This is a genomic window from Streptomyces sp. NPDC049915 (genome assembly GCF_040656475.1).
Taxonomy (GTDB): Bacteria; Actinomycetota; Actinomycetes; order Streptomycetales; family Streptomycetaceae; genus Streptomyces.
On the sequence record NZ_JBFAMH010000016.1, the window covers coordinates 110,406 to 127,374 of the forward strand.

Genomic DNA, 16,969 nt, shown 5'->3' on the forward strand with positions numbered 1-16,969 from the left:
ACCGTAAACCATCTCGGCCGTAGATGCCCAGCCGGAACCCGGTCACGTGACCCGTTTCACTTCACCACCCGGACGCTCTCCAGCTCCGGGTCACCCGGGTCGGGCAGGTACATCCCCGCTCCGAGCCCCGTGCGCAGATAGCGCAGCACCGGCTCGGTCAGCCGCTCACCGGGCAGCACCGCCGGGATGCCCGGCGGATACGGCGTGATCATCTCGGCCGCGATCCGCCCCGCCGCCTCGGCCACCGGCACGTCCTCCGCGGACCCGAAGAACGCGTCGCGCGGCAGCGCCACCTGCTCCAGCCGCAGCTCCGCGGGCGACGGCACGTCCACCTCGGGCGCGTCCCGCAGATCCGGCGCGATCCGTGCCAGTTCCTTGAGCGCGGCCAGCAGCTCCCCAGTCGTCTCCCGATCGTCCCCATGGGTGATCTGCGCGCCGATCCGCCGGTGGTCGACCAGATGCATCTCCACCTCACGGTGCTCGCGCAGCCAGTCCGCCGCCCGGTAGCCGGTGACGCCGATGCCGCTGATGTCGATGATCGTCGGCAGCGGGTCGAAGTCGTCGGCCAGACCGGCGCCGCAGAAGTCGTCCCGGTCGTTGACATGCAGCCCGTCGATCTCCTCGATGGCACCGCGCACCTCGGCGGCCAGCTCCAGCGCACCGCCCATGAGCTCCCGGCCGCGCAGCGCCATCTGCCGCCGCCAGCCGTCCAGGCCCGCGTAGATCAGCACCGACGGACTGGTGGTGCCCAGCAGGTCCGAGCGGTTCTTCAGCAGCTGCGGCGGCACGAGATCGCCCTGCACATGGAAGACCGAGCCCTGCTCCAGACCGCTGCCCATCTTGTGGATGCTCGTCACGCAGATGTCGGCGCCCGCGTCCATCGCCCAGGACGGCAGATCCGGGTGGAAGGGGAGATGGGCGCCCCACGCCTCGTCGACGATCAGCGGCAGGCGCCGGCCGTGACACACCTGTGCGATCCCGCGCAGATCGGCGCAGGCGCCGTACGGAGTCGGCGAGGTCACCAGCGCGCCCTTGGCGTCCGGATGGGCCGCGAAGGCCCGGGCGAAGTCCTCGGGCGCCGGCGGGTGCGCCAGGTGCCGTTCGGCGTCCCAGCGGGGTTCCACCCACACGGGCTCGATCCCGGCCAGGACCAGCCCCGACACCACCGACTTGTGCGCGTCCCGTCCGACGAGGAGCTTCTCGTGGGGCCCCGCCACCGACAGCATGGCCGCCTTCACGGACAGGGAACTGCCGCAGGTGGTGAAGAACGTGTGCTCGGCGTGCACCGCGTCGGCCATCAGCTTCTCGGCCCGCTCAAGCACCTGCCCACGGGTCAGCCGGTCGTCCAGGCCGCCGGCCGCCAGGACGTCACCGAGGAACACCGCGTCCCCCAGCACCTCCCGTACGGCCGGGTCGGCGCCGCGCGCCTGCTTGTGGCCGGGGGGCGTGAACGAAAGGCGGCCCCGGCGACGGTAGTCGACCAGGGCCTCCAGGACCGGTGCTCGGGTGTGATCAACTGACATGGGTGCCGGGTTCCCCGCACCGGTCGCGGGCAACCCGGTCCATGCGGGTGATCAGCCCGGTTTCGCGTGCGCGCCCGGCCTGAGGATCTCGTCCAGCACCCGCAGCACCACCTCGTACGCGACGGCCCGCACCGCGGCCTCCGCGGGCCCGCTCTCCGTGTTCGCCTGCCCTTCCGCCTCTTCGCTGCGGGCCTGCCAGCTGCGCGCCTCCTCGGCGGCGCAGGTGCGGGCACGCTGGATCCGTCGCAACAGCTCGTCTGAGTCCACGACATCGGTCATGCCGTCCGACTACCCCGGCCGCACCCGTCAATGACCGGAGCATGCCCGAAACGCCAGGTTTGCCGCGGCCCGGAGAGGTCAGCCGGACTACAGGGGCCCACGCACCCCGCGGACACCGGGGATCCCGGGCGGTACCGCGGCCCCTGCCGACCCGGCCGACCCGGCCGGCTCGACCCGGTCGGCGCGCGCGGCACCGAGCCGTCGGGCCCCCGACCCGCCCGACCCGGCGAACGCGCCGGTCACTTCTTCGAACGCGCCAGGGACCATTGTGAGGGAGCGAGAGGATGAGCGCGGAGTACGGCATCGACCCCCTGGACACGGGGGGCTGCGACCAGTGCGGCGTCTGCTGCCCGGCCGACGTCCGCGCGGCGGTGCGCAGCGCCGTCGACCGGCGCTGCCGGGCCACCGGGGCACACTGCGACGAGGAGTCGCTCTCCGACGCGCTGCTCGTCGCCTCGGAACTGACGTCCAACGCCATCCTGCACGGCGGCGGAGTCACCGACTACGCCGTGGATCTCGTGTCCGGGGGAGTACGGGTTTCCGTGTGCGACCGCAGCCGGCGGCTGCCGGTGACGACGGGACCGCTCGACACCGAGGGGCGGCGCAGGGTCGGCGGCCGTGGCTGGCCGATCGTGTGCCGGCTGTCCCGTGACGTGCACGTCACCGACCTGCCCGCGGGCGGCAAGCGGATCACCGCCGAGGTGCCCGTCTTCCGATGACGTTCCACCGATGACTTCGCGCAGCTCACCTCGACGGCCGTGTTTGCTGCCGAAGAGGAGGGGCACACGCATTTTCGTGCTTCGGACCGGAGGCGCGTCAGCGGGAGCGGTATGGCTGCCCCGGAGCCTGACGGCGAACCGGACGGCACCACCACCCCTCCCGCGGTAAGTCCCTGAGATCACCTGTCAGGAGCGAATCCGCATCATGCTGAGCGACATGTCGACAAGCCGACCTGGCACGGATGTCCGACCCACCACGTCCCCCGGGCGGTCCCACGACGACGCCCCCGACACCGGGGAGGCGTTCGCCCGCCTCGCCGCGCTCGAGGACGGCCCCGAGCGCGACGCCCTGCGAGACGAGCTCGTCACCGCCTGGCTGCCCATGGCCCACCGCATCGCCGGCCGGTTCCGCGACCGCGGCGAGTCGCTGGAGGACCTGCGCCAGGTGGCCGCGCTGGGTCTGGTGAAGGCCATCGACCGCTACGACCCGAGCCGCGGCGCCTTCGAGAGCTACGCCGTGCCGACCATCACCGGCGAGGTCAAGCGGCACTTCCGCGACCGGATGTGGGCGCTCCGCGTGCCCCGCCGGGTGCAGGAGTTGCGCAACAAGGTACGGCTCGCCCGCCGCAACCTCACCCAGAGCCCCGGATCCCCCGAACCCTCCGTCGCCGACATCGCCGCCCACACCGGACTGACCGAGGACGAGGTCAACGCCGGTCTCGAGGCCCTGGACAGCTTCAGCACGCTGTCCCTGGACGCCGAGGTCTCGGCCGACGACGACGGCTACAGCCTCGCGGACACCCTCGGCGCGCCGGACGGCTCCTACGACATCGTCATCGACCGCGAGTCCGCCAAGGAGGGCCTGCGTCATCTGCCGGAACGTGAACGCGCCATCCTCTACATGCGCTTCTTCGAGGACATGACCCAGAGCCGCATCGCCGACTGCCTCGGCATCTCCCAGATGCACGTCTCCCGGCTGATCAGCCGCAGCTGCGCCCGGGTCCGCGAGGAGGCCATGGGCCGCCGTGCGGGCCGCCCGGGCTCCACCTCCGGCTGAGACACCGCCGCACACCCGACGACGCCGTACGCCTTCCAGGCCCCGCAGGGCACCACGCGGGACCTGGGAGGCGTACGGCGTTTCAGGTGCTCAGGTGCTCAGGTGCTCAGGTGCTCAGGTGCCGTCCACCGGGAGGGGACCGGAACCGCGCGGTGTGTTCCCCGCAGGCCGGGGCATCCGGAGTCGGGGAGGCGACGATGAACACATATGCCATGGGGGAAGGCGGCCGCGCAGAGGCCGTACGGATGGCCCGGGGGACGCTCACCGAGGGCGCGGCCCGCGCCGGACTGGCCGCGCGGGGCGTGATCTATCTGCTGGTCGGCGCACTGGCGCTGCAGATCTCCACCGGCGACGGCGGCCACCAGGCCGACCGCGGCGGCGCCCTCGCCGAGCTGTCACGGCAGCCGCTCGGCGCGGTGCTGCTGTGGGCGCTCGGCGTCGGCCTGGCAGGGATGGCGCTGTGGCGGCTGTCGGAGGCCGTCTTCGGCTCGGCCGGCAAGGAGGGCCGCACCGCGAAGAAGCGGCTCCTCGCGATGGTCCGCTGCGTGTTCTACTGCTCCGTCGCCTTCTCCGTGCTGTCCTTCGCGGCCGGATCGGGCGGCGGCGGCTCCAGCGACCGGCAGTCCCGCGACGTCACCGCGCGGGTGCTCGACCTGCCCGCCGGGCAGTGGCTCGTCGGCACCGTCGGAGCCGGGATCGTCGTGGCCGGCGTATGGATCGCCGTCGCGGCCGTCCGGCGCACCTACCGGGACCAGCTGCGGCTGGTGCTGATGCCGCGCTGGGCCCTACGGCTCACCGACATCACCGGGGTGGCGGGCGGAGCCGCGCGCGGCCTCGTCTTCACCGCCGCCGGCGCGTTCGCCGTCCGCGCGGCCGTCGCCTACGACCCCGCACGCGCCAAGGGGCTCGACGACACGCTGCGCTCCTTCGCCGGCACCCCGCTCGGGCCGTGGCTGCTGGCGCTGGTCGCGGCCGGATTCGTGCTGTTCGGTGTGTTCTCCTTCGCTCTCGCACGCTGGCGGCGCGTCTGAGCGGCGCGGGCCGGGGAACACGGGGGACATGGACGACTCAGACCTCCCGCCGGACGAGCGCCCCGTGGACGTCTACCTCGACCTGCTGCGGTTCCGCTTGGACAGTGAGGACTTCCAGCTGCTGCTCAGCGTCGTGGAGCCGGTGCTGCGGGCCATCGACGAGCAGCGCTTCGGAGGTGTGGAGCTGGTGGTGGACTGCGACCGCGCCGAGGGCCTGCCCCAGATGATCCGCGACGAGGCGGCCCTCGTCATCGCGACCGCCGTGACCGGGCGCCTGGACAACCAGGTCGTCGAGATCGACGTGGAGGGCTCGGGCCCGGTCCGCGTGGTCACCGACGCGGCCACCGCCGCCGACCCCACGAGCCTCGGCCGTATCGCCGGCTACCTCCACGAACGCCGCCGCACCGACGAGGAACTGCGCGGCATCGCCGAGGCCAGCGGCCTCCCCAGCGACTTCTGACCCACGGCCCCGCCCGGCCCGCCCCGCGCCTCGCGCCGGTGCCGGGCGGCTCCGCCGGTTTGCGCCGCACCGCCTACTTCGCCGGCTCCGGCTCGGCCCGGGGTGCCCCGAGCGGGCGGGCCAGACCCACCACCGCCTCGTCCAGGCGCTGCAGATGCCGCAGCACGCGGTCGGTGATGCGGCCGTAGCGGGGCGTGCCGGGGTCGCCGGGCTGGAGCAGCGCGGCGAGACTCGGTCCCGTCGCCACCCGCCCGGCCGCCGGATCGTCCAGGACGTGCGCGGCGATCGTGCGGATGTTGTCCAGGATGCGCTGCCCGGCCCCGCGCAGCCGCGGGTCGGCCGCGATCGCGGGATGCGTCGGCAGCAACTCCGCCATCGCCGCCAGCGACCGCGCGTGATAGGCGCACGTCTCCAGCAGCGCCACCACATAGCGCGCGGTGTCGCGCCGCGAGCGCAGCGGCGTGACCGGATGCGTCAGCGGCTGTGTCGCCGCGCTCAGGTCCGCCAGCGCCTGGTCCAGATCGCGCGCCAGGTCGAGCAGTTCCACCTCGGGCCCGCCGCTGAGCTGGTCCACGGCCCGCTCGGTGACATCGGCCAGCCGCTCCAGCACCGTCCCGAGCAGTTCGTCGGTACGCCGCCCGGTGTGCACCGGCAGCACCAGCGCCGCCGCGATCACCCCGCAGGCCGCGCCCAGCGCCGTCTCCTCCACCCGCAGCACCAGCACCGACGCGCTGTAGGTGTGCAGCAGCGTGTAGAGCAGCCCCAGCGCGGCCGTCACGAAGAACGACATCAGCGTGTACGACAGGGGAGCGGTGTAGAACATCGCGAACACCAACAGCAGCACCAGCGCGAACGCCGTCCACGTGTGGTGACCGACCACCCCCGCGAGCGCGATGCCCGCCACCACGCCGAGCACGGTGCCCAGCAGCCGGCGGTAGCCCTTCACCAGGATCTCCCCGGTGGAGGAGGTGTTGATGAAGACGATCCAGCAGGTGAGCACCGCCCAGTACCAGCGCTGGGCCGACAGGAACTCCCCGCCCACGATGGCCAGCGACGACCCCACCGCCACCTGCACCGCCGCCCGCGTGGTGGGCCGCTTCAGCCCGGCGAGCTGCTTCTCCTCGTCGCGCTCGCTCTCCTCAGCGCCGCCGATCGCGGCGTCCTCGGCGTCCAGCTCCTCGCGGGAACGCGTCGTCGCGGGGGAGTCGTCCGACTCGTCCTGCGGCCCGTCCAGGGCGACCCGCAGGCCCATCACGGCACGCGCGGTCTCGCCGATGCCGCGGAAGACGTCCTGGACGGCACTCGCGCCGGGCGGCAGGTTGTCCTCTTCGCGGTAGCCGAGCAGCCGGTTGCGCACCTGCGCGAGCCCGGTGCCGCGGGCCGCAGCGGCCGGCTGGAGCACCAGTATGCGCAGCGCCTGCAGATCACGGCGCAGCGCCCCCGTCGCCTCGTCGCGTACCGGCAGATGACCGCCGGTGGGCAGCGTCGCGCCCGGCAGATGCAGGGTCAGGGTGTCGGCGCGCTCGGCGCTGCGCGCGGTGAGCAGCAGCAGCCCGAGCCGCTCGGCGGCGATCTCCGCGTCCGCGATGCGCCGCTGCACCAGCCGCGCCACCGCCTCGTCGGAGGTGCCCTCCTCCAGGCGCCCCTGGATCATCAGCGCCGTCTCGTGCAGCCGCGCGGTGCCCTCGCGTACTTCCTCGAGCGCCTTGGCGATGTCATCGGGCCCGGCGTCCAGCAACTCCACCTGCGCGGCCAGCAGCTGCGCCAGCCGGGCCCGGAACGCCTGCCGGAGCCGTTCCAGGATCCAGGTGGGCCCCGTCGGCACCACCGCGAACCGCAGCAGCGCACTCGCGGTGAACGCGATGGCGACGACCCCGCACAGTTGCGGCAGCGTCGCCGAGGTGGCACCCACGAACAGCGACAGGAAGTACACCTGGAAGGCGATCAGGCCGAGCGCGGTGCCCCGGTCCCCGAACCGCCGGGCGTACACCGCGCAGAAGATGAGGACGACGAAGAAGACGTCACCGGCGACTCTGAGCGTGGTCAGCCAAGAGCCCAGCGACAGCGACACCAGCGCCACGGGCAGCCCCAGCGCCAGCGTCACCGCCTGCTGCGTGCGCTGCTTCTCCCGGATGGCGAAGGTCGCCACCATCGCGGCGATCGCCCCGGCGACCAGATGCTTCACCGGGGCGCCCAGCAGGCCGAGCACGGCGAGCGTCAGGGCGATCGCACCCGCCGTCCTCAGACCCGCGACCAGCCGCAGCAGCCCCGGGTCGGACGCTGCCAGAGCGTCCCTCAGCCGTGTCCGGCCCGATCGTCCAGCTGCCCTCACGCCGCCGTGTCACTCCGCTCAGAAGGTCGTTGTCTACGGCCTTCAGCATGCCATGACGTGCGGGAACACCGTGCACCGCCTCACTGACCGGGCACCTCGGCCCCTTCCACCCGCTTGCGCACCTGTTCCGGCGTCAGATACGTGTCGGTGTACTCGAAGTCCTTCAGCTTGGCCGGGCGCCGCGCCTGGAAACCGGTGCGGACGAAGTCGTCGCCGGCGAGCGCGTTCAGCGTCCAGTTGGTCAGCACCCGCGTCTTGGCGACACCGGTGCGCAGCGCCGACCAGTGGTAGCCGCGCGCCACGGCCTGGGCGGGCAGGCCCCGCAGTTCGATGCCGAGCGGCTTGGACACCGCGTCCTTGCCGCCGAGGTCGACGACCAGCCCGAGGTCCTTGTGCTCGTACGGCCGCATCGCCTGCCCGCGCAGCGTGGCGATGACGTTGTCGGCCACGACCCTGCCCTGCCGCATCGCGTGCTGCGCGGTCGGCGGGCAGACCGCGTCGCCGCCCTTGGCGAGGTCGGGTACGGCCGCGGAGTCGCCGAGCGCGAACACCCCGTCGTGGCCGGGGAGGTTCATCTCCGGGTTCACGGCCAGGCGCCCGCGCACGGTCTCCGCGCCGAGCGTGGCGATGAGCGGGCTCGCTACCACACCGGCCGTCCAGATCAGGGTGTGCGTGGGCACCACCCGGCCGTCGGTGAAGGTGACCTCGGTCGGTCCGGCCTTCTCGATGGAGACACCGAGCGAGACCTCGATGCCCCGCTTGCGCAGCACCTCCTGCGCACTGCGGCCGAGCTTGTCGCCCAGCTCGGGCATCAGCTTCGGGGCGATGTCGATGAGGTGCCAGCGGATCAGCTTCGGGTCCAGGCGCGGATAGCGCTTGACCGCGTTGCAGGTCAGCAACTGAAGGCAGGCCGCGGTCTCGGTACCGGCGTAGCCGCCGCCGACCACCACGAACTGCAGCCGCGCGGCCCGCTCGGCCGGGTCGTTGCTGGCGTCGGCGAGATCGAGCTGGGAGATGACGTGGTCGCGGATGTAGGCGGCCTCGGCGAGCGTCTTCATCCCGAACGCGTTGTCCGTCAGGCCCGGGATGTCGAACGTGCGTGTCACGCTGCCCGGAGCCAGCACGATGTAGTCGTACGGCTCGTTGACCATCTCGTCGGTGATCGTGCGGATGACGCACACCTTGGACTTCAGGTCCACGCCGATCGCGCCGCCCGGGATGATCCGGGTGCGGTACTTGCGGCTGCGGCGCAGCGACAACGCGATCGACTGCGGCGTCAGTACACCGGAGGCGACCTGGGGAAGCAGCGGCAGATAGAGCTGGTAGGAGAACGGTGTCACCAGGGTGAGATCGGCCTCGCCGGGGGAGAGCATGCGCTCCAGGCGCCGTACGCACTCCACTCCCGCGAAGCCCGCGCCCACCACCAGGATCCTGGGTCGTGTCACGTTGGTCATCCCTTCTGCGGCTCCGGGCGGTTGGATCGACTCGTGTGCGTGTGCCCGCCGGAGCGCTGCTTCGCACCTCATTGATCCCACCGTGTTCGCGGCCACCGCGCCAGTCGGGTGCGGCAGGCAGACGAACCCATGCCGGTCAGTCTGCCCCTTCACGCCGGTGCGGGCGCCCCGTACGCGGGATTGACCGCAGGTCAGGACGGTGAGCGGGAGCCTGGGCAGGACGCGGGCCCGGGATCAGGACGACCCGGCGAGGTGGCAGAGCAGCAGGCACACGTCGTCGTCGCGCTCCGAATCGCTCAGCAGCGGCGGCAGGATGAGGTCGGCCGCGCTCTCCAGGTCCCGTGCCAGCTCGGCGCCGGGGAAATCCCCGAGCGCGTCGGCCAGGCGGCCGATGCCCGGGTCTATGCCGTGGGCGCGCCGCTCCACCAGGCCGTCGGTGTACAGCGCCAGCGTCGAACCGGGCGCCACCGGCACGGCATGATCGGCGATCTCCTGGCGCAGCGGGATGCCGAGCATCGCGCCGGGCTTGTCGTCCAGGATGCGCACCCGCCCGTCCGGGCCGCGCAGCACCGGCGGCGGATGTCCGGCGGCCGCCCACGTCAGCGTCGCCTCGTCCGGGTGGAAACGGGCGATGACGGCGGTCGCGTACAGGTCGGGCTGCAGATGGTGCAGGAACTCGTGCAGCCGGGTCAGCAGCCGGCCGGGGCTGCTGCCGTCCACGGCGTAGGCGCGCAGGGCGGTGCGCAGTTGGCTCATCATCACCGCCGCGTGCAGCCCGTGCCCTGTGACGTCCCCCACGACGGTGATCAGGCTGCCGTCGGGCTGCAGGAACGCGTCGTACCAGTCACCGCCGATGTTCAGCCCGTACGTCGCCGGCAGGTAGCGCGCGGCCAGCCGCAGCCCCGGCGTGGTGGGCAGGTCGGTGAGCAGGGCCCGCTGCAGGGTCTCGGCGATGTCCCGGTTGTGCTCGAAGCGGCGGGCGTTGTCGATGGCCGTGCTGGCCCGCCGGAACAGCTCGATGAGCATCACCGCGTCGTCGGGGTCCCAGCGCTCGCCGGGCGGCGACAGCGTCACCACGCCCAGCGGCGCCCGCCGTGCCGACAGCGGCACGCACAGCAGCGGCCGCAGCGGATCCAGCGCCGACGGCGGCTGGTCGTCTACCCCGGGCAGAGCGCCGGGATGATCGGCGGCGTACTGCGGCCGGCCGGTGCGGGCCGCGATCACCGCGGCCGCCGGATGCGGCACCGTGGGCGCCCCGTCCGCCCGCTCGCCGCGCTCCCCGTCGCCGTCGAACAGCCACACGTCGACGCTGCGGGCGTACTCCGGCACCAGCAGCTGCGGCAGCCGGCGCACGATCTCGTCATGGTTCAGGGAGGCCGTCAGCTCCGCGCTGGCGTCGGCCAGGAAGGTGAGCCGGCGCCGCGCCCGCTCCGCCTCCTGGCGGGCCGCGCGCTCCGCGGCGAACGCCTCGCGCTGGGCCCGCCCGGCGGCGTCCAGCTCCGCGTGCAGCGCCAGCACGCCCTGGTTGGTCTGGTGCAGCTCCTCCCGGTGGAAGGCGACCAGATCCTCCTGCTCGGCGAGCTTGCCGAGCACCAGCGCAGTGTCCTCGTCGGCGCCCAGCAGCGCCTCGGCGAGCAGCTCGGCGTCGTCCGGCGGGTCGCCCACCGCGACGGTGTCCAAGGGCTGCGGGCAGGGCACCGTCGCGCGCCACGGCCCCTCGCCGGCGGCGTCCGTGCCGGGCGTGCGCTCGACGACGGCGTGCAGCAGGCCCTGGGCCGGATCCGGTTCCAGGGTGAGCCGCCAGGTGCCGCCCTTGGTCAGGCACTGCCGCAGCCGTCCGCTGAGCTGCGCGACCAGCCGGGTGCGGTCCAGCACGGACACACCGTGCGCGGCGGCCAGCTCGGCAGCGGCGATCCGGGCGCGGGCGGCGTCGGTGGCGGTGGCGATCTGCCAGGTACGGGTCATGCTCGCTCCGGCGGGTTCGGCGCCAGCACCGCCACGGAGGTGTCGTCCCGCACCGGGCTGGCGCTGCTGCTCGCGTCACGGATCGTCACGGCGGCGAGGACCGCCGGATCGGCTGCGAGCAGCAGCGGGTCGGACGGCGGGACCCAGCGGCTGGGCAGGCCGTCGCTGTGCAGGATCAGCAGCCGGTCGGCGGACCACGGCAGCAGGGTCTCCGTCAGCGTCGTGGGCCGGTGTACGCCCACGATGCCGGGCCGCGACAGCAGCGAACGCCATGTGCCGCCTTCGCGCAGCCGCGCTCCTATGTTGCCGACGCCCGCGAACCGCAGCCGGTTCACGTCCGTCTCCAGCTGGGCCAGCGCCACGGCCGCGCCCCGGGTGCCGGCCAGCTCCGTGTGCAGCCGGCGCAGCAGCTCGGGCGGCGGCAGATGGGCGGAGCGGTGCAGTTCGCGCACGGCCGCGGCGGACGCCCGGGAGGCCTCCGGGCCGTGCCCGAGCCCGTCGGCCAGCATCAGGGTGAGCCGGTCCCCGGCTCGGGCCCACGCCCAGGCGTCACCGGAGAAGTCGGCCCCGGCGAACGGCACGACGACCCCGCCGGACCGCGCCGCCGCGGCCTGCTGCCGGGCGTGTGCGGGCACCACGGGACCGATGCGGACCAGCGCCACCGTGCCGCGGCCCAGCACGCTGTGCAGGCCGAAGTCGTCGGCGATGCGCCGGCAGGTGCCGAGGCCCGCCCCGAGCGAGCGGGTCGTGGAGAACCCGTCGCGCAGCGCCTCGGTCACGTCCGCGATGCCCGGGCCGTGGTCGACGGCCGCGATCTGCACCACGCCCGCCTCCTCGGCGTTGCCCGGCAGGGCGGGCGGGGCGACCACGTCGACCAGGAGCAGCCCGCCCCCGGCGTGCTTGAGCAGGTTGGTGGCCAGCTCGGTGGCCACCAGCGCCACGGCGGCCGTACGCGGCTCGTCCAGCCCGGCGAACGCCGCCGCGCTCTCCGCGGCCACCCGGGCGTCCCGGACCCGCGTCGAGTCCTGCACCGGCACATGCCACACCCGGGCCATCAGATCTCCTCACGCGGCAGCGGCGGCCGGGCCGCCCACGACGTCACGGTGACCGTGGTGCCGGCGCCCGGGGTGGAGTCGATGGCGAACTCGTGCACCAGGCGACGCGCGCCGCCCAGCCCCATCCCGAGGCCGCCCCCGGAGGTGTAGCCGTCGCTGAGCGCCCGCTCCAGGTCCGGGATGCCCGGCCCCTGGTCGGTGAAGGTCAGCCGCATCCCCCGCGCCCGCCCGCTCACCAGGGGCAGGGTGTGCACCTCGCCGCCGCCGCCGTGCACCAGCGTGTTGCGCGCCAGTTCACTCGCGGCGGTCACCAGCTTGGTCTGCTCGACCAGGCCGAAGCCGAGCTGTGCGGCCGCTTGGCGGATGTGCTGGCGCACCCACACCAGGTCCATGTCCGACCGGATCGGCAGACGGGCCTCGATGCCCGCAGCCGTCTCCATCAATTGCTCCCCGGCCGGGGGCCGTTCGGCCCGGTCAGCAGGTCCAGAGCGGCCTGGGTGGTCAGCGCGGTCCGCAGCCCGGGCAGGGTGAGGCCCAGCTCCACCAGCGTGATGGCGACGGCGGGCCGCATCCCAGCTACGACCGTCTGCGCGGCCAGCAGCCGGGCGTTCGCCGCGATCTCCGCCAGCACCCGCCCGAGGAAGGAGTCGACGATCTCCACGCCGGACAGGTCGATGACGACCCCGGCGACCCGGCTGCTCGAGATCGCCTCCGTGATGTCCTGAAGCAACCGCTGGGCCATGCTGTCGTACAGGTCCCCCTGGAGCGTGACCAGGAGGACGTCACCGAGCCGGAGCACCGGCACGTGCCCGGCGCCCATCGGATGCGAAAAGCCCTCGGTCACCGCGGACCCGCACCGCCGGGAGTGGGACCGGTGATGCCGACGCCCAGTTCGTGCAGGGCGTAGGCCAGCGCGTCGGCGAGGGAGGCGCGCGTCTTCACCGAGCCGAGGTCCAGACCGAGGTGGACGATGGTCTGCGCGATGGCCGGGCGGATACCGGAGACGACGCACTCGGCGCCCATCAGGGCGGCCGCCTGCACCGTCTTCATCAGGTGCTGCGCCACCAGCGAGTCCACGGTCGGCACGCCCGTGATGTCCAGGATGGCGAAGCGCGCCTTCTGCTCGACGACCGCCTCCAGCAGCGTCTCCATCACGACCTGGCTGCGGGCGCTGTCCAGGGTGCCGATCAGCGGCACGGCGACCACGCCGTTCCACAGCTGGATGACGGGCGTCGCCACCTCCAGCAGCTGCAGCCGCTGCCGGTCGATCAGCGCCTGCCCCTCCAGGACCGCCGTCTCCATGACGACCAGGCGGAGCGTGCCGAGGAGCACGGCCAGCGCCTCCGAGCACTCCCGCACCCGCTCGGACGGCGCCTCGGCGAGGTCGGCCAGCAGCAGTTCCACGGTGGGCCGGCGCAGCGAGTCCAGTTCGCCGGAGATCTGCCCGGGGGTCAGTCCGGCGCGGGCCCGGGCGGCGCCCATCCGGCCGAGCTGCTCGCGTACGGCGGCGAAACCGGGCGCGTCCAGCGACGCGACGCGCTCGGACGCGGCCACGTCGGCCAGCGCGTCCGCCACCGCCTTGCCCGCCTCCACTGCCTCGTCGCGCGAGACGGTGAACACCGTACGGAACAGCGGCTCGTCGGCCCACCGTTGGGCGATCTGTTCACGGCGGCGGCGCAGGAACGCCGCGACGTCCCGTGCGGGCGAGCCGTGGTCGGCTGACGCTTCGTGCTCCGGCACGTGTGTCACTCCTCAATCTGCGTTGCATCGCTGCGGCCTGCGGAAGGCGCCGAGAGGCGATGTGATCTCTGCCGGTCGCCCACTGTAACCATGCTCGGACGGCCGATGACACCGGGTCGAGGCCATTGAACCCGAGGGCGGAGGGCCCTTGGGAGTGCCGGTACGACACGCGGTGCAGGCGGGAACCGGTGTTCGGGGCCGGGCCGCGCCGCGTGCGTGCACCACGACGACCCCGGTGACGGTGAGACCCGTCCCGGGGTGAGAACGATCACAAGATGATCATGCGCGGACCCGGCCGGCGCCCGTCCGGGTCCGCGCCGCGTCAGGCTCGGGGCGCCTCCGCGTTCTCGGGGTTCTCGGGGTTCTGCGTGCCCCGGTCGATCAGCGCCAGCGCCTCCTGCACCGAATCCGAGATCGGGACGGTGATGCTCACGCCCGTGAGGTCGAGGACACGCCGCACCGCGGGGGTCGGCGCGATGACGTGCACGGTCCCGGGCAGATCGCGGGCCTCCTGGTACACGCGCAGGATGATGTTCATCCCGGAGGAGTCCATGAACGGCACCTCCGACAGGTCCAGCAGGAAGTGCTTGCGGCCGTGGTGCAGCTGGTTGGCCAGATGGGCCTGGAACTCCGTCGCCGTGTCGAGGTCCAGATGCCCCTCGACCACGACCAGGGCGACATCCTCCCGGGGCAGGGTGACCTCGACGGAGAGCGGGTTCTGGGCAAGGGGCACGGGTACCTCCAACAAGAGCGGGCGGCCGGGTCGGGTCGGTGAGGCGGGTGCCGGTGCACCCGCCCGTCAGGGCTGCCGCCCATGGTCGTTTCACTGCCCACCCGCGGTTACCCCCGAACAGCACAGCCATGCCTCCCCGGATCGTGTGGTTCCGCCGCGCGCTCAGGTGACGTGGATGCCCACGATGCACGTGTCGTCGTCCGTGTCCGACCGGCTGTACGTCAGCAGCCGGTCGAGCTGGTGGTCCAGGGCGGCCGGCGCGCTGCGCGCGGTGGAGAGCAGATGGGCCAGCGAGTCCTCCATGGAACGGTCGCGCCGCTCGATCAGACCGTCCGTGAACATCAGCAGCGTGTCCCCCGGGGACAGGGCGACCTCGTCCTCCTCGTACGGCGCCTCCGGCACGGCGCCCAGCAGTATGCCCTTGACCAGCGGCAGGGGACTGGCCTGCGCCGAGCGCACCAGGACGGGCGGCAGATGCCCGGCCCTGGCCCAGCGCAGGGTGCGCCGATGGGGGTCGTACAGGGCGCACACGGCGGTCGCGGTGACGGCGCCGGTCAGATGGTGCGCGACGATGTTGAGCCAGGACAGCAGCTGGCCGGGGCCGGCTCCGGTGACCGCGAGGCCGCGCAGCGCGTTGCGCAGCACCACCATGCTGGTCGCCGCCTCGATGCCGTGCCCGGCCACGTCGCCGACGCACAGCAGCACCAGCCCGGAGGGCAGCACCACGGCGTCGTACCAGTCGCCGCCCACCAGGTGCTCGGTCTCGGCCGGCCGGTAGCGGACGGCGACCTGCAGCCCCTTCACCGCCAGCGGATCGCGCGTGGGCGGCATGATGGCCTGCTGCAACTGCAGCGCCAGCCGGCTGCGCTCACTGGCCTGCTGCTCGGTGTGGGCGAGCTGGTCCCGGGTGGCGGCGAGGGCCACCTCCGTCCAGTGCTGGGAGGAGATGTCCTGGTACGCCCCGCGTACGGCGACGAGCCGGCCGTCGGTGTCCAGCACCGGCTCGGCCACGATGCGCATGTGGCGCGTCACCCCGTCCCGCCGCTGCAACCGGAACGCCGTCGAGGACGGCCGCCGGTGGTGCAGCACGGTCCGCAGGAACCGGCCCAGGGCGACCGAGTCGTCCGGGTGCGCGTGTGCGGGGACTTCCTCCAGGGGGACCGGGGTGGCCGACGGGGAACGCCCGTACAGGTCGAACAGCTGCCCGTTCCAGGTGATCTCGCCGGTGAGCGCGTTCTCCTCGAAGCCGCCGATCCGGCCGAGTCGCTGGGCGTGCTGCAGCAGGCTGGCCAGCCGCGCGGCCTCGTCCTCGATGCGCCAGATGAGCAGGACGCAGGAGCCGTGACGGCTGATGCTGATGTCCGCGACCGCCGACAGCGGCACCTGGTCGACCAGGGCGGTCAGGCTCATCCGCTGGGCCCGGAACGGCTCCCCGGTGGCGTAGACGCGCTCGATCTGCTGGAACAGCTCGCTCTCGCCCGCGGCCATCGGGAACGCCTCCAGCAGCAGCGCACCGCTGACTACCGCCCTCGGCCGGCCCGCAGGATCGAGGAAGCGGCCGTTGACGTGCTGGATGCGGAAGTCGGCCAGCTGCCCCGAGGCGTCCAGATGCGGCACGAGGACCAGCGCCGGGTCGTGCAGCCCGTCGGCCAGGTCGATCAGCTCCGCCGCGTCCGGCAGTAGCCGCGGCTCGCTGTCGCCGACGGTCTCGGGCGGGTAGCTGTGCAGGGTGTGGGCGCACAGCTCGGCCAGTGCCTCCACCTGCCTCACCACTTGCGGCGACACCGGCGCGAGCGGCTCGGGCCAGGCGATCTCCAGTACGCCGAGCACACGTCCCGCGGTACCGGCGGGCAGCGCCACCCGCCCGCCCTCCGGGTACATCCGGCGGCCGATGGTGGGCAGCCCGGTCGCCGCGAGCGACGTCATCCACTGGCCCTCGGGCTCGGTCAGGCCACGCCGGGCCACGGTCGCCACCTCGGGCGGGATGTATCGCCAGCGGGCGGTTTCCGCGGCGGCGAACCCGGCGCTCCCGGCCAGGGTGAGGGACCCGTCCGGGCCGGCCGACCAGATGGCGACGGCCACCGCACCGAGCGGCTGCAGGGCGTGTTGCAGCAGCGACTGGGCGACGGACTGGGTGTCGCCGGCGGCCAGCGCACCGCTCTCCGCGGCCCGCAGCCGCACGGCCGCCGAACCGTCGCCGGCGCCCCCGCCCGTCTCGACGGTGGCGAGGAAGGACTTCGCGACCTCCGACATCCGGTCCCGGGCGGACTGGTTGATGACGTCGACGGCGAACTCCAGCGGCGCCATACGGGCCTGCTCTGCCAGCTCGGTCAGCTGCCGGGCGGCCTCGGCCGGCCCGCACCCGAGGCGCTCCACGAGGATGCCCTTGGCCAGCTCGATGAGGGCGCGGCCCTCCGCCTCCGCCTGCGCGGCCCGCACCTCACGGCGCAGCCGCTCCACGGTCGCCGCGAGCCGTCCCACCGGAGAGTTCGTGGGCACCCCGGCCCACCGGCCGGGCGAGGCGTCCGGGGCGACCGCGGGCGTACCGCCCGCCGCCGGCCCGGTCGTCTGCTGCGCGCCGCCGACCGGACCGGGGGACTCCTGGGAAGAACTCATGCCGC

General features: G+C 73.5%; 15 protein-coding genes. 4 read left to right on the forward strand and 11 right to left on the reverse strand.

Annotation, left to right across the window (positions count from 1 at the left end):
* Nucleotides 1-56: 56 nt before the first annotated feature.
* Both AB0J12_RS25695 and AB0J12_RS25700 read right to left on the reverse strand, forming a co-directional pair.
* Nucleotides 57-1,523, reverse strand: a complete 1,467-nt coding sequence (locus AB0J12_RS25695) for an ornithine decarboxylase (RefSeq protein WP_363266741.1) — start codon at nt 1,521-1,523, stop codon at nt 57-59.
* Nucleotides 1,524-1,574: 51 nt separating this feature from the next.
* A complete protein-coding gene (locus tag AB0J12_RS25700; protein ID WP_363266742.1) occupies nt 1,575-1,802 on the reverse strand; it encodes a hypothetical protein in 228 nt (75 codons plus the stop codon).
* A 284-nt stretch (nt 1,803-2,086) separates the two neighbouring features.
* Here AB0J12_RS25700 and AB0J12_RS25705 point away from each other — a divergent pair, with 284 nt between their 5' ends.
* The 4 genes from AB0J12_RS25705 (at nt 2,087) to AB0J12_RS25720 (ending at nt 5,069) form a co-directional block, all read left to right on the forward strand.
* Nucleotides 2,087-2,521 (forward strand): ATP-binding protein, encoded by a 435-nt coding sequence (locus tag AB0J12_RS25705; protein WP_363266743.1) that lies wholly within the window; start codon nt 2,087-2,089, stop codon nt 2,519-2,521.
* Between the two features lie 205 nt (nt 2,522-2,726).
* On the forward strand, nt 2,727-3,578 hold the full coding sequence (locus tag AB0J12_RS25710; protein WP_363266744.1) for a SigB/SigF/SigG family RNA polymerase sigma factor: 852 nt from the start codon (nt 2,727-2,729) through the stop codon (nt 3,576-3,578).
* Between the two features lie 197 nt (nt 3,579-3,775).
* On the forward strand, nt 3,776-4,609 hold the full coding sequence (locus tag AB0J12_RS25715) for a DUF1206 domain-containing protein (protein ID WP_363266745.1): 834 nt from the start codon (nt 3,776-3,778) through the stop codon (nt 4,607-4,609).
* A 28-nt stretch (nt 4,610-4,637) separates the two neighbouring features.
* Nucleotides 4,638-5,069 carry a hypothetical protein gene (locus AB0J12_RS25720; RefSeq protein ID WP_363266746.1) on the forward strand — a complete coding sequence of 144 codons (432 nt, stop codon included), beginning with the start codon at nt 4,638-4,640 and terminating at the stop codon, nt 5,067-5,069.
* A 73-nt stretch (nt 5,070-5,142) separates the two neighbouring features.
* Here the strand turns inward: AB0J12_RS25720 and AB0J12_RS25725 are convergent, their stop codons facing one another.
* The 9 genes from AB0J12_RS25725 to AB0J12_RS25765 all read right to left on the reverse strand — a co-directional run bounded on the left by AB0J12_RS25725 (nt 5,143) and on the right by AB0J12_RS25765 (nt 16,964).
* Complete coding sequence (locus AB0J12_RS25725) at nt 5,143-7,401, reverse strand: FUSC family protein (RefSeq protein WP_363266747.1); 2,259 nt, start codon at nt 7,399-7,401, stop codon at nt 5,143-5,145.
* An 80-nt stretch (nt 7,402-7,481) separates the two neighbouring features.
* Nucleotides 7,482-8,855, reverse strand: coding sequence for an NAD(P)/FAD-dependent oxidoreductase (locus AB0J12_RS25730; RefSeq protein WP_363266748.1), 1,374 nt, complete (start codon nt 8,853-8,855; stop codon nt 7,482-7,484).
* Nucleotides 8,856-9,089: 234 nt separating this feature from the next.
* Nucleotides 9,090-10,820, reverse strand: coding sequence for a SpoIIE family protein phosphatase (locus AB0J12_RS25735; RefSeq protein WP_363266749.1), 1,731 nt, complete (start codon nt 10,818-10,820; stop codon nt 9,090-9,092).
* Nucleotides 10,817-11,875: an ATP-binding SpoIIE family protein phosphatase gene (locus AB0J12_RS25740; RefSeq protein ID WP_363266751.1), complete on the reverse strand. Its 1,059-nt coding sequence runs from the start codon at nt 11,873-11,875 to the stop codon at nt 10,817-10,819. Before AB0J12_RS25740 ends, AB0J12_RS25735 begins: the two co-directional genes overlap by 4 nt.
* Complete coding sequence (locus AB0J12_RS25745; RefSeq protein ID WP_363266752.1) at nt 11,875-12,315, reverse strand: anti-sigma regulatory factor; 441 nt, start codon at nt 12,313-12,315, stop codon at nt 11,875-11,877. The genes AB0J12_RS25740 and AB0J12_RS25745 overlap by 1 nt, the downstream gene beginning before the upstream one ends.
* Complete coding sequence (locus tag AB0J12_RS25750; RefSeq protein WP_363266753.1) at nt 12,315-12,719, reverse strand: STAS domain-containing protein; 405 nt, start codon at nt 12,717-12,719, stop codon at nt 12,315-12,317. The genes AB0J12_RS25745 and AB0J12_RS25750 overlap by 1 nt, the downstream gene beginning before the upstream one ends.
* Nucleotides 12,716-13,615, reverse strand: a complete 900-nt coding sequence (locus AB0J12_RS25755) for an STAS domain-containing protein (protein WP_363266754.1) — start codon at nt 13,613-13,615, stop codon at nt 12,716-12,718. The genes AB0J12_RS25750 and AB0J12_RS25755 overlap by 4 nt, the downstream gene beginning before the upstream one ends.
* Nucleotides 13,616-13,937: 322 nt before the next feature.
* Nucleotides 13,938-14,348 carry an STAS domain-containing protein gene (locus tag AB0J12_RS25760; protein WP_363266755.1) on the reverse strand — a complete coding sequence of 137 codons (411 nt, stop codon included), beginning with the start codon at nt 14,346-14,348 and terminating at the stop codon, nt 13,938-13,940.
* Between the two features lie 162 nt (nt 14,349-14,510).
* On the reverse strand, nt 14,511-16,964 hold the full coding sequence (locus AB0J12_RS25765) for a SpoIIE family protein phosphatase (RefSeq protein WP_363266756.1): 2,454 nt from the start codon (nt 16,962-16,964) through the stop codon (nt 14,511-14,513).
* Nucleotides 16,965-16,969 lie beyond the last annotated feature (5 nt).

Coding starts and splice junctions, on each gene's coding strand:
- AB0J12_RS25695 (WP_363266741.1), bottom strand. CDS start 1,523: ATGTCAGTTGATCACACCCGAGCACCGGTCCTGGAGGCCCTGGTCGAC.
- AB0J12_RS25700 (WP_363266742.1), bottom strand. CDS start 1,802: ATGACCGATGTCGTGGACTCAGACGAGCTGTTGCGACGGATCCAGCGT.
- AB0J12_RS25705 (WP_363266743.1), top strand. CDS start 2,087: ATGAGCGCGGAGTACGGCATCGACCCCCTGGACACGGGGGGCTGCGAC.
- AB0J12_RS25710 (WP_363266744.1), top strand. CDS start 2,727: ATGCTGAGCGACATGTCGACAAGCCGACCTGGCACGGATGTCCGACCC.
- AB0J12_RS25715 (WP_363266745.1), top strand. CDS start 3,776: ATGAACACATATGCCATGGGGGAAGGCGGCCGCGCAGAGGCCGTACGG.
- AB0J12_RS25720 (WP_363266746.1), top strand. CDS start 4,638: ATGGACGACTCAGACCTCCCGCCGGACGAGCGCCCCGTGGACGTCTAC.
- AB0J12_RS25730 (WP_363266748.1), bottom strand. CDS start 8,855: ATGACCAACGTGACACGACCCAGGATCCTGGTGGTGGGCGCGGGCTTC.
- AB0J12_RS25735 (WP_363266749.1), bottom strand. CDS start 10,820: ATGACCCGTACCTGGCAGATCGCCACCGCCACCGACGCCGCCCGCGCC.
- AB0J12_RS25740 (WP_363266751.1), bottom strand. CDS start 11,875: ATGGCCCGGGTGTGGCATGTGCCGGTGCAGGACTCGACGCGGGTCCGG.
- AB0J12_RS25745 (WP_363266752.1), bottom strand. CDS start 12,315: ATGGAGACGGCTGCGGGCATCGAGGCCCGTCTGCCGATCCGGTCGGAC.
- AB0J12_RS25765 (WP_363266756.1), bottom strand. CDS start 16,964: ATGAGTTCTTCCCAGGAGTCCCCCGGTCCGGTCGGCGGCGCGCAGCAG.